This window comes from Shinella curvata (assembly GCF_022899935.1).
Lineage (GTDB): Bacteria > Pseudomonadota > Alphaproteobacteria > Rhizobiales > Rhizobiaceae > Shinella > Shinella curvata.
Genome location: NZ_JALJCJ010000001.1, coordinates 144,084 through 158,225, shown reverse-complemented (window position 1 = coordinate 158,225; position 14,142 = coordinate 144,084). Strand labels below are relative to the sequence as shown.

General features: G+C 63.6%; 10 protein-coding genes. 4 read left to right on the top strand and 6 right to left on the bottom strand.

Annotated elements, in window-relative coordinates; translation table 11 throughout:
- Nucleotides 1-250: 250 nt before the first annotated feature.
- Nucleotides 251-2,053, top strand: coding sequence for an extracellular solute-binding protein (locus MUU55_RS00795; RefSeq protein WP_425314137.1), 1,803 nt, complete (start codon nucleotides 251-253; stop codon nucleotides 2,051-2,053).
- A gap of 155 nt (nucleotides 2,054-2,208) precedes the next feature.
- Nucleotides 2,209-2,880 (top strand): DsbA family oxidoreductase, encoded by a 672-nt coding sequence (locus MUU55_RS00790; RefSeq protein ID WP_244758874.1) that lies wholly within the window; start codon nucleotides 2,209-2,211, stop codon nucleotides 2,878-2,880.
- A 149-nt stretch (nucleotides 2,881-3,029) separates the two neighbouring features.
- Here MUU55_RS00790 and mfd read toward each other — a convergent pair whose 3' ends face one another.
- Both mfd and MUU55_RS00780 read right to left on the bottom strand, forming a co-directional pair.
- Nucleotides 3,030-6,542, bottom strand: coding sequence for a transcription-repair coupling factor (gene mfd / locus MUU55_RS00785; protein WP_244758873.1), 3,513 nt, complete (start codon nucleotides 6,540-6,542; stop codon nucleotides 3,030-3,032).
- Complete coding sequence (locus MUU55_RS00780; protein ID WP_244758872.1) at nucleotides 6,539-6,847, bottom strand: FAD assembly factor SdhE; 309 nt, start codon at nucleotides 6,845-6,847, stop codon at nucleotides 6,539-6,541. Before MUU55_RS00780 ends, mfd begins: the two co-directional genes overlap by 4 nt.
- Nucleotides 6,848-6,950: 103 nt before the next feature.
- Between MUU55_RS00780 and recG the strand changes: the two genes are divergently transcribed.
- Together recG and MUU55_RS00770 are read left to right on the top strand one after the other, a co-directional pair.
- Nucleotides 6,951-9,056, top strand: a complete 2,106-nt coding sequence (gene recG / locus MUU55_RS00775) for an ATP-dependent DNA helicase RecG (RefSeq protein ID WP_244758871.1) — start codon at nucleotides 6,951-6,953, stop codon at nucleotides 9,054-9,056.
- Between the two features lie 74 nt (nucleotides 9,057-9,130).
- Nucleotides 9,131-9,346, top strand: a complete 216-nt coding sequence (locus tag MUU55_RS00770) for a hypothetical protein (RefSeq protein ID WP_244758870.1) — start codon at nucleotides 9,131-9,133, stop codon at nucleotides 9,344-9,346.
- A gap of 160 nt (nucleotides 9,347-9,506) precedes the next feature.
- Here the strand turns inward: MUU55_RS00770 and MUU55_RS00765 are convergent, their stop codons facing one another.
- From MUU55_RS00765 to glmU, 4 genes are all read right to left on the bottom strand, one after another.
- Nucleotides 9,507-10,211 carry a DUF502 domain-containing protein gene (locus MUU55_RS00765; protein WP_244758869.1) on the bottom strand — a complete coding sequence of 235 codons (705 nt, stop codon included), beginning with the start codon at nucleotides 10,209-10,211 and terminating at the stop codon, nucleotides 9,507-9,509.
- Between the two features lie 34 nt (nucleotides 10,212-10,245).
- Nucleotides 10,246-10,746: a GNAT family N-acetyltransferase gene (locus MUU55_RS00760; protein WP_244758868.1), complete on the bottom strand. Its 501-nt coding sequence runs from the start codon at nucleotides 10,744-10,746 to the stop codon at nucleotides 10,246-10,248.
- Nucleotides 10,743-12,569: a glutamine--fructose-6-phosphate transaminase (isomerizing) gene (gene glmS / locus MUU55_RS00755; RefSeq protein WP_244758867.1), complete on the bottom strand. Its 1,827-nt coding sequence runs from the start codon at nucleotides 12,567-12,569 to the stop codon at nucleotides 10,743-10,745. Before glmS ends, MUU55_RS00760 begins: the two co-directional genes overlap by 4 nt.
- A 124-nt stretch (nucleotides 12,570-12,693) precedes the next feature.
- Nucleotides 12,694-14,073 carry a bifunctional UDP-N-acetylglucosamine diphosphorylase/glucosamine-1-phosphate N-acetyltransferase GlmU gene (gene glmU, locus MUU55_RS00750; protein WP_244758866.1) on the bottom strand — a complete coding sequence of 460 codons (1,380 nt, stop codon included), beginning with the start codon at nucleotides 14,071-14,073 and terminating at the stop codon, nucleotides 12,694-12,696.
- Nucleotides 14,074-14,142: the final 69 nt, after the last annotated feature.

Sequence of the window (14,142 nt, the reverse complement as noted above, 5' to 3'; positions counted from 1 at the left end):
GGAGCAACGACGCTCCTCCAAGCCCCTCTGGCGTGGGTCAGTCGTGCGCTCTCCTGTCGGCGAATTGAGGCATTTGCATGACCCGCTTCGGCGACACCTGTTACAATGGGCCGCGCCGGATATCCAGCCTTTCCTTGCGAAATTCGCCTATAGGACCGATTTCCCGCGCTCGCCGCACTATTGTGTCTATTGCGCGCAGTATAAACACGGGAATCACATGGAATCGACGAGGAGAGCCCCTTTGCGCCCCATCCTGACGGCCCTTGCGGCCTGCATGTTCGGCCTGCCCGTTTCACTGGGCGTGGCCGCCCCCCTGCACGGGATCGCGATGCATGGCGAACCGGCGCTGCCGGCTGACTATAAGCACTTCTCCTACGTCAATCCCGACGTGAAGAAGGGCGGACGCATCGCCTATGGGGTCGTCGGCACCTTCGACAGCCTGAACCCCTTCATCCTGAAAAGCATGCGCACCACCGCCCGCGGCATGTGGGACCCGGAATTCGGCAATCTCGTCTACGAATCACTGATGGTGCGCTCGCGCGACGAGGCCTTCAGCATGTATGGCCTACTCGCCGAAAGCGTGGAGTGGGACGACGATCGCAGCTTCATCGAATTCCATCTCAACCCCAGGGCGCGTTGGGCGGATGGCCAGCCGGTCACGCCGGAAGATGTGATCTTTTCCTTCGAACTGCTGCGCGACAAGGGCCGCGCGCCCTTCAGCACGCGCCTGAACGTGGTCGAGAAACTTGAGAAGACCGGAGAGCGCAGCGTCCGCTTCACATTCAACGACAAAAGCGACCGCGAGGCCCCTCTCCTGATCGCCTTCTCGCCGATCCTGCCCAAACACGCGATCGATCCGGAAACGTTCGACCGGTCGTCGGTCGCCTTGCCGCTCGGGTCCGGCCCCTACAAGGTCAAGGCGGTGAAGCCCGGCGAGCGGATCGTTTACGAGCGCGATCCGAACTACTGGGGCAAGGATATTCCCTCCAAGGTCGGCTTCGACAATTACGACGAAATCTCCGTCGAGTATTTCCTGCAAGACAATTCGCTGTTCGAGGCTTTCAAGAAGGGCGTCATCGACGTCTATCAGGAAGGCAATCCGACGAAATGGACGCGCAACTACGATTTCCCGGCGGTCCGGTCGGGCACCGTCATCAAGGATGCAGTGGATTCGCAACTCCCCCCCGTGATGTTCGGTTTCGTCTTCAACACGCGCCGGCCGATCTTCCAGAATGCGGAACTGCGCAAGGCGCTCTCGCTCGCCTTCGATTTCCAATGGGTCAACCGCACGCTGTTCGAAAACGCCTATACCCGCACGGAAAGCTTCTGGCAGAACTCCGAACTCTCCGCGCTGAATGTCCCCCTCGACGCGCGCGAGCGTGAGATCATCGGTGCGGCGGCAGACCGGATCGACCCTGCCGTGGCCGACGGCACCTTCCGCTTCCCGGTCACCAACGGTTCTGGCCGCGACCGCAAGGTTCTGCGTCAGGCGATGGACCATTTCGTGAAGGCCGGCTACTCGATCAAGGAAGGCCGCATGGTCGATGCTTCCGGCAAGCCGCTCGCCTTCGAGATCATGACGCAGAATGCCGACCAGGAGAAGCTGGCGCTGGCCTACCAGCGCTTCCTCGCCGCGCTCGGCGTTCGTGTGAGCCTTCGGACGGTCGATGATTCGCAATATCAAAGCCGCAGCCAGACCTTCGATTACGATGTCATCATGAAGGCCTTCCTCTCGTCGCTATCGCCCGGCCTGGAGCAGGTGCGGCGCTGGGGTACGGATGCGCGCGACCGACAGGGCAGCGAAAATTTCGCCGGTGTCGCCGATCCGGATATCGACCGTGTCATGGCCGCCATTCTTGCCGCCCGCACGGCGGAGGATTTCCGCTCGGCCGTGCGCCTGCAGGACAGGATGCTCTTGTCGGGCAACTATATTGTCCCGCTCTATCATCTGGGCCAGCAATGGATTGCCCGCCACAAGCATATCGGGCGGCCCGAGATGACGCCGCTCTGGGGCTTCCAGCTTCCCGCATGGTGGGACGAGCGCGCGCAGTAAAGGGGCCATCCCCAGAATTGGGGTTACCTCGAGGTAACCTGTTGAAAGCTGTAGCCGGTGGGCCTATCTCGGCGGTAAGTATGAAGTGACGGCGCAAGTCCTGGACAGAATCGCGCCAAAGCCGGAGAAGTCCGGCCTCTCGAAAGGATACCCGGATGGAAGCCATTACGATCGATGTCGTCTCTGATGTCGTCTGCCCCTGGTGCTACCTCGGCAAGAAGCGGCTGGAACAGGCAATCGAGAACGTGAAGGACGACCTTGCCGTCTCGGTGACGTTTCGCCCCTATCAGCTGAACCCCGAAATGCCGGCCGAAGGCGTCGACCACAAGAAGCACCTCGCCGAAAAGCTCGGCGGCAAGGATGCCGTGGACCGCGCGCACGATATGCTGGCCGGCCTCGGCAAGGAAGATGGCATTGCCTTCGATTTCCCGGCCGTGAAGATCAGCCCCAACACGCTCGACGCGCACCGCCTGCTGCGCTGGGCGATGATCGAAGGTCCCGAGATACAGAGCCGCGTGGCCGTCGCCCTGTTCAAGGCCTATTTCGAAGAAGGCCGCAATGTCGGCGACCGCGCCGTGTTGCTCGACGTTGCGGAAGCCGCCGGCATGGACCGCGCCGTCGTCACCGCGCTCTTCTCCGCAGGCGCGGATGTCGATTCGGTCAAGGAAGAGATCGGCATGGCCCGCGACATGGGCGTCACCGGCGTGCCCTGCTTCATCATCGACAACAAATACGCCGTGATGGGTGCGCAGTCCGTCGATGTGCTGACCAATGCCTTCCGCGAGATCGCCTCGATGAAGGCGCAGGAACGTGTCGGCCAGAACTGAGCCGAACGCCACTCTCGAAGTCATCTTCGGGCGCGACCCGAGGATCCACCGCCGAACTCGGAGCATGAATGGTCGGGTCAAGCCCGACCATGACGAGGAAACGGTTCTGATCGAATATACGGCCGCCCGGTTTTACCGAGCGGCCTTTTTCATGCCTGCTGTTTTGCCAGACCCGCCAGCTGCGTCATCACCTGTGCCGCGCCCGTCAGGCGCTTCTCCGGCGTCGGATAATCGCGCGACAGGAACAGGCTCTGGTCGGCCCGGATCTTCACCAGTGTGCCCTGCTTGGCGATATAGCCGACGAGGGCCGCCGGGTTGGGGAACTGCTTGTGGCGGAATTGCACGACGACGCCCTTCGGGCCGGCATCGAGTTTTTCGACATTCGCCACGCGGCAGAGCGACTTGATGTAGACGATCTTCAAGAGGTGCTGCACTTCGATCGGCAGCGGGCCGAAGCGGTCGATGAGTTCGGCGCCGAAGGCATCGATATCCCCGAGGTCGGTGATCTCGCCGAGGCGACGATAGAGGCCGAGGCGCAGATGCAGGTCCGGCACGTAATCGTCGGGGATCATGACCGGCGTGCCGACGGAAATCTGCGGCGACCAGCCGCTGTCGGCGACTTCTTCATCACCCTTGATCTCGGCGACGGCCTCTTCGAGCATCTGCTGATAGAGCTCGAAACCGACTTCCTTGATATGGCCGGACTGCTCTTCGCCGAGCAGGTTGCCCGCACCGCGGATATCAAGGTCATGGCTGGCGAGCTGGAAGCCGGCGCCCAGCGTATCGAGCGATTGCAGCACCTTCAGGCGCCGCTCGGCCGTGCCCGTCAGCGTCCGGTTGACCGGCAGCGTCAGCAGAGCGAAGGCGCGCACCTTCGAGCGGCCGACACGACCGCGGAGCTGGTAGAGCTGGGCAAGGCCGAACATGTCGGCGCGGTGGATGATCATCGTGTTCGCGGTGGGGACGTCGAGGCCGGATTCGACGATGGTCGTCGAGAGCAGAACATCGTACTGGCCCTCGTAGAAGGCGTTCATGATGTCCTCGAGCTCGGTCGCCGGCATCTGGCCGTGGGCGACGGCGACCTTCAGCTCCGGCACGTCCTGCCGCAGGAAATCATGGATTTCCGAGAGGTCGCTCAAGCGCGGGCAGACGTAGAAACTCTGGCCGCCACGATAGTGCTCGCGCATCAGCGTCTCGCGGATGACCAGCGGATCGAAGGGCGAGATGAAGGTGCGCACCGCCATGCGATCGACCGGCGCTGTGGTGATCAGCGAAAGCTCGCGCACGCCCGTCATGGCAAGCTGCAGCGTGCGCGGGATCGGCGTCGCGGAGAGCGTGAGGACGTGCACGTCGCTCTTCAACTCCTTCAGCCGCTCCTTGTGCTTGACGCCAAAGTGCTGCTCTTCGTCGATGATCAAGAGGCCGAGATTGGCGAATTTGATCGACGAGCCGAGCAGCGCATGGGTGCCGACGACGATATCCGTCTTGCCTTCGGACAGCTCCTTCTTCGTCAGCGCCAGCTCCTTGGTGCCGACGAGGCGGGAGGCCTGCTGGACACGAATGGGCAGGCCGCGGAAGCGCTCGGAAAACGTTTTGAAATGCTGGCGGGCCAGCAGCGTGGTCGGCACGACGACGGCGACCTGCACGCCGTTCATCGCCGCGATAAAGGCGCCGCGCAGCGCCACTTCCGTCTTGCCGAAACCGACGTCGCCGCAGACGAGGCGGTCCATCGGCCGGCCGGCGCCCAGATCCTCGCGCACCGCGTCGATGGCATTGGCTTGGTCGTCGGTCTCGTCATAGGGGAAACGCGCCGCGAATTCGTCATAGATGCCATCAGGCGCCGTCAGAACAGGCGCATGGCGCACGAGGCGGGCGGCCGCGATCTGGATCAGCCCGCCGGCCATGTCGAGCAGGCGCTTCTTGAGCTTGGCCTTGCGGGCCTGCCAGGCGACGCCGCCCAGCTTGTCGAGCATCGCGTCCGTGCCCTCGCCGCCATAGCGCGAGAGAAGGTCGATGTTTTCGACCGGCAGGAAGAGTTTTGCCTCGTCGGCATAGACGAGTTCGAGGCAGGCATGCGGGGCTCCCGCCGCCTCGATGGTGCGCAGCCCGACGAACCGGCCGATGCCATGCTCGGCATGCACGACGATCGAACCTTCGTCGAGACCGGCGACTTCCGTGAGGAAATCCGCCCCGCGCTTGCGCCGCTTCGAGCGGCGCACCATCCGGTCACCCAAAATGTCCTGTTCGCCGATGACGACGACATCGCCGGCCTCGAAGCCGCTTTCGAGGCTGAGAACGGCAGAGCCCGCCTCACCCGGCTTCAGTTTCGCGAGATCGCCGAACTTTTCGACCGGCACGACATTGCCGAGACCATGCTCGGAGAGAACCTGCAACAGACGGTCGAGTGAGCCTTCCGACCAGCCGGTGACCAGAACCTTGGCACCCGCCGCCCGCCTATCGGCGATATACTTCACGGCCTGATCGAAGACGTTGACGCGCGCGCCCTCGGCATCCTCGCTGCCCGCCGGCCGCGCCCAACGAACCCCCGTGCGCGCCTCGACGGTCACGACCTGCCGCACTTCGCCTTCGTGCTCGTTGAAGGGCGTCAGGCGGATGGCGTTGCGCTCGTCGAGTTCGCGCGCAAAACGCTCGGCATCGAGATAGAGGAGGCCGGGCGGCACCGGCTTGTAGGGTGTGGCCTGTGCCACCTGCCCCTTGCCGGGCGTCGCGGAGGCAAGGCGCGCATCATAATAGTCGCGCACGAGGCGGGAGCGTTCGACGGCGGCCTCGCGGACGGTGTGGTCGGTGACGATGCGAAAACCGTCGAGATAGTCGAAGGCGGTTTCCAGCTCGTCGTAGAACAGCGGCAGCCAGTGTTCCATGCCCGCATAACGCCGCCCCTCGGAGACGGCCTGATAGAGTGCATCGTCGCGCGTCGCAGCGCCAAAGGAGGAGAGATATTGCTTGCGGAAATGCGAGATCGTCTCCGGCGTCAGCGTCACCTCGCTCATCGGGTTGAGATCGAGCGAACGCGCCTGCCCCGTCGTGCGCTGGCTGGCCGGATCGAAGGAGCGGATGCTCTCCAGCGTATCGCCGAAGAAATCGAGACGCACCGGCTCCAGGCTGCCGGGCACGAACACGTCGAGAATGCCGCCGCGCACGGCGAATTCACCGACCTCGCGCACCGTCGCAACCCGGTCGAAACCGTTGCGCTCCAGCCGTGCGGCGATGTCATCCATACGAACAGTGTTGCCGGGTTTGGCCGAGAAAGCCAGGCTCTCGATGGTCGGCCGCGGCGCCGTCTTCTGCAGCATGGCATTGACGGTCACCAGAACGATCGCCGCATGCGGCTTCTTCTGGTGCGCGATCAGCGCCGAGAGTGCGGAAAGCCGGCGGGCGGAGACTTCGGCGCTTGGCGAGACGCGGTCATAGGGCAGGCAGTCCCAGCCGGGCAGCGTCAGCACCGGAATGTCGGCCGCAACGAAACCGAGCATCTGCTCCAGATCGGAAATGCGCTGGCCGTCGGACAGCACATAAGCGACGGGGCCGGTCTTGCGGGCGAGATCGGCAAGGATCAGCGGCTCTACGCCGGAGGGCACGGCGCCGATGGTCAGCGGTCGGCCGGAGGCCGCGATGCGTTCAGGAGAGAAACCGGGGATCATGCGCTGGCGTCTTTGAAGAGCGGGGAGAAATCGGGACGATAGGCGGCGATGCGCGCAAAGAGACCGTCGCGGAACTCTTCCGGCACCGGCCGTTCGCCCGTCACCCACTTGATGAGGTCGTTGTCTTCCTCGGCCATGATGCGTTCCAGCTCGTCCAGCTCGATTTCGGAGAGCGTGGCGATCTCGGCATCGGCAAAACTGCCCAGCACCAGGTCCATCTCGCGGATGCCGCGGTGCCAACAGCGGAAGAGGATGCGCTTGCGGCGCGGGTCGATCTCGGCGCTCGAGCGTGTCGTTCCCGTCATGATCGTCCTGCCTTCCCTGAAATGCGGTCCGGCGCTTCTATAAACCGGCAAAAGCCGCTTGTCAGCCTTGCCAAAGGCACCATCTCCGGCGATTTTGCCCGCCATGAGACCCGCATTGCTTGATCCCCTCTTCGCACCGCTCTCCACGCTTCCCGGCATCGGCCCGAAGCTGGGCGAACTGTTCGCGCGTCTCTTGGGGCAGGAAAGCATCGAGGACTGCCGGGTCATCGATCTTGTCTTCCATTTCCCGCATTCCATCGTCGATCGGCGCAACCAGCCCGGCATCGCCAACGCCCAGCAGGGCGTCATCGTCACCATCACCGGCCGCATCGACCGCCACCAGCCGCCACCGCCCGGCAAATCGAACATGCCCTACCGCGTCTTCCTGCATGACGAGACGGGAGATCTGGCGCTCACCTTCTTCCGCGCCAAGGGCAACTGGCTGGAGAAGGCACTGCCGATTGATGAAACCGTCGTCGTCAGCGGCAAGGTGGACTGGTTCAACGGCCGCGCCTCCATGGTACATCCCGACTATATGGCGCGGCTCGGCGAGGCCGACAACGTGCCGCTGGTCGAGCCCGTGCATGGCCTCACCGCCGGCCTCACCTCGCGTGTGCTGCGCAAGGCGGTCGAGGCGGCGGTCGCGCGCGTGCCGCATCTGCCGGAATGGATCGATCCGCCGCTTGACCAGCGCCAGAGTTTCCCGAGCGCCTACGATGCGATCCATCGCCTGCACGATCCCCGTGATGAAACGGATCTCGATCCGCAGGCCCCTGCCCGTCGCCGCCTCGCCTATGACGAATTCCTGGCCGGGCAGGTGTCGCTTGCCCTCGTGCGCCAGCGCCTGCGCAAGGTTGCCGGCCGGCCTGTCCTCGCGACCGGCGCGCTCAGCCGCCCCGTCCTCGACGCCCTGCCCTTTTCGCTGACCAACAGCCAGCAGACGGCGATTGCCGAGGTACTGAAGGACATGGCCGGCGAGCAGCGCATGCTGCGGCTTCTGCAGGGTGACGTCGGCGCCGGCAAGACGGCCGTGGCGCTGATGGCCATGCTCGCCGCCGTCGAATCGGGCGGACAGGCCGTGCTGATGGCCCCGACGGAAATTCTGGCGCGGCAGCATTTCGCGACGCTGTCGCGCATGGCAGCACCGGCCGGCGTGACCATCGACGTGCTGACCGGTCGCACCAAGGGCCGCGAGCGCGACGCCATCCTGGAGCGCATCGCATCCGGCGAAACGCAGATCGTCATCGGCACGCACGCCCTCTTCCAGGACAATGTCGCCTACAAGGACCTCGTGCTCGCCGTGGTGGACGAGCAGCATCGCTTCGGCGTGCATCAGCGCCTGCGGCTGACGGCCAAGGGCATTTCCCCGCATATGCTCGTCATGACGGCTACGCCCATTCCGCGCACGCTGGTGCTGGCCGCCTTCGGCGACATGGACGTTTCGAAGCTCACCGAGAAGCCGGCCGGCCGCAAACCGATCCAGACCGTCATCATGCCGCAGGAGCGTGTCGGCGATATCGTCGACCGCCTGCGTGCCGCGCTGGCGGAAGGCAAGAAGGCCTACTGGATCTGCCCGCTGGTCGAGGAGACCGAGGAAAGCGAGCTGATGTCCGTCGAGGAACGGCATGCGACGCTCGCCAGCGTCTTCGGCAATGCCGCCGGCCTCGTGCACGGGCGCATGAGCGGGCCGGAGAAGGACGCCGCCATGCTCGCCTTCAAGAACGGCGAGACGCGCCTTCTGGTGGCGACAACCGTCGTGGAGGTCGGCGTCGATGTGCCCGACGCCTCCATCATGGTCATCGAACATGCCGAGCGCTTCGGCCTCGCTCAGCTCCACCAGCTGCGCGGCCGCGTCGGGCGCGGTGAGGAGGCGTCGAGCTGCGTCCTGCTCTACAAGGGGCCGCTCAGCGAGAACGGCCAGGCGCGGCTCTCCATCCTGCGCGAAACGGAGGACGGTTTCCGCATCGCCGAGGAAGACCTGAAGCTGCGCGGCGAAGGCGAGCTCCTCGGCACAAGGCAATCCGGCACGCCGGGCTTCGTCGTCGCTAGTCTCGAAGCGCATGGCGACCTGCTGGAAATCGCCCGAAAGGACGCCGCCTATGTGCTGGAACGCGATCCTGACCTGACGAGCGAGCGCGGTGAAGCGATCCGCACGCTGCTCTATCTCCACCGGCGCGACGAGGCGATACGCTTCCTGCGAGCGGGCTAGCCACAAAATCGTGATTTCGCCGATACCGGACGTGAAGGCATACTTCTCGCGTAAAGCGAAAAAGGAGAAATGCCATGAAGACAGTTCTCGTAGTCGCAGCGACGCTCGGCCTTTCGGCATCCGCAGCCTTTGCGGACTGCGCCTGGCACAACAAGACCTCGGCGGAGGTCAAGGTCGATAAGACCATCACGACCGCCAGCGTCACCACCACGGAAAAGCAGTCCCGCCTTCCTGCCGAAGACGGCAAGGTGCTTGCGGGCGATCAGCAGAGCGCCGACGTTACGGAATAGTGCGTTTGAGCTGCCCCTTTTTCGAGGCGGCTCGAAGTTCCGTTGATATCCAAGTCCCTCTCCTTCGTCATCCTCGGGCTTGATCCGAGGATGACGAACGGATGGAACCGGGTACAGGATGCGCGGGCCAACTACCGAAAGCGGCCTCGTTCAGACTGCCTCAGCCCTTCTTCTTGATTTTCGCCTTGGCCTTGCGCTCTTCGTTCTCGATGAGCTGCAATCCCTTTTCCGGTGGCGTGACGAGGCCGACGGAGATGATGAGCTTGGCTGCATCCTCCGCGCTCATGTCGAGCGGCACGAGCTTTTCCCGAGGAACATAGACAAGCCAGCCGGCCGTCGGAAACGGCGTCGGTGCCACGAAGCAAGCGACCATATCCTTGCCCATCGACTTGAATTTCGTCGCGATTTCACCGCGTGCATCCGTTGCGACGAAGACGATGGCCCAGAGTCCCGGCCCCGGATATTCGATCATCGCGGCCTTGTTGAAAGACGTTCCCTTGTCCTTCAGCACCGTCTCGAAAATCTGCTTCAGGCTCTTGTGCACCGTGCGCACGAGCGGTGTGCGATTGAACAGCCCATCGCCGAACTCAACGATCGAGCGGCCGATCAGGTTCTTGCCGAGGAAACCGACAAGCGTGATCATCATCAGCGCGATCAGCAAGCCGAAGCCCGGAATGGCGAACTGAAGGTAGCTTTCCGGGTTGTAGCGCGCGGGGATGTACGGCTTCACCCAGCTGTCGGCCCAATGGATGAAGGTCCAGGTCAACCATATCGTGATGGCGATCGGCGCGCAGATGACGAGGCCGGTCAGGAAGTTGTTGCGCAGCCGCATCGCCAGCGACTGTCTCGGAAGAAGATCGGTCATCGAATATCCAGCCTGGGCGAGCGTGGGAGGCCGCTCAGCCGTAGAAACCCGGATGATAGGAAACGGTTCCCCCGCCGTAAACCGGGGAAAACGCCACATGCATGAAATACTCGGGAGGCACACCATCCAGTGTCAGCCGCGGATCCGAGACAAAGCCGAACCGGTTGTAGTATGCGGGGTCGCCAAGCAGCACGCAGCCGGCGGCGCCAAGCGCTCTCAGCCGTTCGAGCCCTTCGTGGATCAGCATGCCGCCGATCCCCTCGCCCTGACGAGCAGGATCGACCGAGATCGGGCCAAGGCCGTACCAATCCCAATCCGTTCTGCCGTCCGAAAGCGAGACCGGAGAGAAGGCGACATGGCCGACGACGGCACCGCCCGCCTCGGCGACCAGCGAAAGTGTAAGTGCGCCGGCGGCCCGCAAGCGGTCGATGATCAAATGCTCGGTGCCATCGGCATGCGGCGCCGTCCTGAAGGCCGTTTCCGTCAGCTGCCGTATGGCATCGACATCGTCCGTGCGTTCGGGGCGAAGGATCATTCCACCGTGACCGATTTCGCCAGGTTACGCGGCTGGTCGACATCGGTGCCCATGAAGACGGCGGTGTGATAGGCGAGCAACTGGATCGGCAGCGAATAGATCATCGGTGCGATGATTTCGTCGACATTGGGAAGGATGATCGTCGCCATGGTCTCGAGCTTCGAGGCGGCCGCGCCCTTCGCATCGGTGATGAAGATGATCCTGCCGCCACGGGCGGCCACTTCCTGCATGTTCGAGACGGTCTTCTCGAAGAAACGATCATGCGGCGCAATCACGATGACGGGCATGTTCTCGTCGATCAGCGCGATCGGGCCGTGCTTCAGCTCGCCGGCAGCATAGCCTTCGGCATGGATGTAGGAGATCTCCTTGAGCTTCAACGCGCCTTCCATGGCCAGCGGATAGCTGGTGCCGCGGCCGAGATAGAGCACGTCCTTGCACTTGGAGAGGTCGCGCGCGAGCTGCTCGATCGACGGCTGGATCGTGTTGAGCACGCCTGCCATGACACGGGGCATTTCCGCGAGATGGCGCACCAGTTCCTTCTCGTCCGCCTCGCTGATCGTGCCGCGCGCGCGGCCCGCACCGATGGCGAGGGCCGCCAGAACGGTCAGCTGGCAGGTGAAGGCCTTGGTGGATGCCACCCCGATTTCAGGGCCGGCAAGGATCGGGAAGACGGCGTCCGATTCCCGCGCGATCGTCGATTCCTTCGTATTGACCACGGCGCCGATCTTCAGGCCGTGCTCCTTGCAATAGCGCAGGGAAGCCAGCGTATCGGCTGTCTCGCCGGACTGCGAGATGAAGAGCGCCGCCGATGCCGGATTGAGCGGGATCTCGCGGTAACGGAACTCCGAGGCAACATCGATTTCGACCGGCAGGCGGGCGTAGCGCTCGAACCAGTACTTGCCGACGAGGCCGGCGAGATAGGCCGTTCCGCAGGCGGAAATGGCGAGGCTCGGAACTTTGGAAAAGTCGATGTCGACAGCGGTGGGCCGCACGGTATGCGACAGGAAGTCGACATAGTGTCCAAGCGCGTGGGAAATCGCTTCCGGCTGCTCATGGATTTCCTTTTCCATGAAATGCCGGTGATTGCCCTTGTCGACAAGATAGGCGGCAGCCGAGGAAATCTGCTTCGGGCGCTCGACCCTTGCGCCGTCCAGATCGAAGACATGCGCGCCGTCGCGGCCGAGAATGGCCCAGTCGCCATCGACGAGGTAGGTGATTTCATTGGTGAAGGGCGCCAGCGCAATGGCATCCGATCCGAGGAACATCTCACCCTTGCCATGGCCGATGGCGAGCGGCGGACCGCTGCGGGCAGCCATGATGGTCGACGGATCGTCCTCGAAGATGACGGCGAGCGCATAGGCACCAGTGACGCGGCGCAGCATGGCATGCATGGCCTCCCGTCGGCCGAGACCTTCGCGACGCAGCTTTGCGACCAGCTGCGCGACGACTTCCGTATCGGTCTGGGTGGAGAATGTCGCGCCGCCGGCGGCAAGCTCGTCCTTCAATTCGGAAAAGTTCTCGATAATGCCATTGTGCACGACCGCGACGCCATCGACGAAATGCGGATGCGCATTGCCTTCCGTCGGCGCGCCGTGCGTTGCCCAGCGGGTGTGGGCAATGCCCGTCGTGCCCGCGAGCGGCTCTTCGGCAAGGCGTTTCTCCAGGTTGACGAGTTTGCCTTCGGCGCGGCGGCGCGCCAGTTTGCCCTCGACGATGGTAGCAACGCCGGCAGAATCATAACCGCGATATTCGAGGCGCTTCAGGGCATCGACAAGCCGAGCCGCGACAGGCTGGTTTCCAACGATACCGACAATTCCGCACATGAGTTGCTTTCCTTTTTCGAAACGCTTCGATTTCGCTCTTTCGTAGAGTGTTTTTGCGGCAGTGCAACACGGCCGCACTCACTTTCGATTGCAGCCGTTAACGTGGGCGCGCCCATTGGGTGATTTATTTGGCGGCTTTTTTCTTCGCGTCCTTGATCGCCTGGTTGCGCTGGCGGATGAGGACGGCGCGGCCGTCCTTGTTTTCCTGGCGGGCACGGCCGAAAGCGACGGCATCGTCAGGCACGTCAGCGGTGATGACGCTGCCGGAAGCGACATAGGCGCCGTTGCCGACCGTAACGGGAGCGACGAGCGCCGTGTTGGAGCCGATGAAGGCGTCCGCGCCGATGCGCGTGACATGTTTGTTGATGCCGTCATAGTTGCAGGTGATGGTGCCGGCGCCGACATTGGTATGCGCGCCGATAAAGGCGTCGCCGATATAGCTCAGGTGGTTGACCTTCGCTCCTGCGCCGATCTCCGCCTTCTTCACCTCGGTAAAATTGCCGACTTTAGAACCCGCGCCGAGATTTGCACCGGGACGCAGACGGGCATAGGGGCCGACCTCAGCGTCCGCTGAAACATGCGCCCCTTCGATATGCGAGAACGAATGGATCACCGCGCCGCCTTCGATGGTGACGCCGGGACCGAAGACGACATTCGGCTCGATCGTCACATCGCGCGCGATGCTCGTATCGAAGGAGAGGAAAACGGTTTCCGGCGCGATCATCGAAACGCCGTCGATCATCAGCTCGTGGCGACGGCGCTGCTGCCAGAGGCGTTCGATGACGGCGAGTTCGGCGCGGGTGTTGCAGCCGGTCAGCTCTTCCTCAGGGGCCTCGACGGCAATCGCGCGGCCCCCGGCGGCTCTGACGACCTCGACGATGTCGGTGAGGTAGTATTCGCCCTTGACGTTGCTGTTGCCGATCCGGTCGATCAGATCGAGCGCCTTGCGGCCGTCGATGGCCATCAGGCCACCGTTGCAATAGGTGATCGCGCGCTCCGCCTCGCTGGCATCCTTGTGTTCGCGGATGGCCAGCAGCTCGCCGTTCTCCACAAGAAGACGGCCATAGCCTGTCGGGTCGGTCGTGCGGAAGCCGATGACGACGACGTCGGCACCGCCGGCAAGTCCCTCGCGCGCGGCGATCAACGGCGTTTCCGTGATGAGCGGCGTGTCGCCGAAGACGACCAGCACGTCGTCATAGCCCTTGCCGATCGCCTCGCGGGCGGCAAGTACGGCATGCGCGGTGCCGAGCCGCTCGGTCTGGATGTGTACGGAACTGCGGACCGCCGCATTCCCGGCAGCCGCCTCGACCTTCTCCGCATCGCGGCCGAGTACCAGCGCGATATCGGAAATTCCGGCCTTTGCCAGTGCATCCACCACATGGGCAATCATCGGACGGTTGGCGACGGGGTGCAGCACCTTCGACTGCGACGACTTCATGCGCGTGCTCTCGCCGGCAGCCAGGATAACGGCCAGGCAGGTGCGTTTCGTCCGGTCAGCAGTCATGGGAATCCCTCGTTCACCCGTATTCGACGGCGTTCCTTAGCAAAAACGCGGCGGGGGACACAAAGGGAT

What these genes read in the sequence shown, in the direction of transcription:
- MUU55_RS00790 (WP_244758874.1), top strand. Translation starts at nt 2,209, where the DNA reads ATGGAAGCCATTACGATCGATGTCGTCTCTGATGTCGTCTGCCCCTGG.
- mfd (WP_244758873.1), bottom strand. Translation starts at nt 6,542, where the DNA reads ATGATCCCCGGTTTCTCTCCTGAACGCATCGCGGCCTCCGGCCGACCG.
- MUU55_RS00780 (WP_244758872.1), bottom strand. Translation starts at nt 6,847, where the DNA reads ATGACGGGAACGACACGCTCGAGCGCCGAGATCGACCCGCGCCGCAAG.
- recG (WP_244758871.1), top strand. Translation starts at nt 6,951, where the DNA reads ATGAGACCCGCATTGCTTGATCCCCTCTTCGCACCGCTCTCCACGCTT.
- MUU55_RS00770 (WP_244758870.1), top strand. Translation starts at nt 9,131, where the DNA reads ATGAAGACAGTTCTCGTAGTCGCAGCGACGCTCGGCCTTTCGGCATCC.
- MUU55_RS00765 (WP_244758869.1), bottom strand. Translation starts at nt 10,211, where the DNA reads ATGACCGATCTTCTTCCGAGACAGTCGCTGGCGATGCGGCTGCGCAAC.
- MUU55_RS00760 (WP_244758868.1), bottom strand. Translation starts at nt 10,746, where the DNA reads ATGATCCTTCGCCCCGAACGCACGGACGATGTCGATGCCATACGGCAG.
- glmS (WP_244758867.1), bottom strand. Translation starts at nt 12,569, where the DNA reads ATGTGCGGAATTGTCGGTATCGTTGGAAACCAGCCTGTCGCGGCTCGG.
- glmU (WP_244758866.1), bottom strand. Translation starts at nt 14,073, where the DNA reads ATGACTGCTGACCGGACGAAACGCACCTGCCTGGCCGTTATCCTGGCT.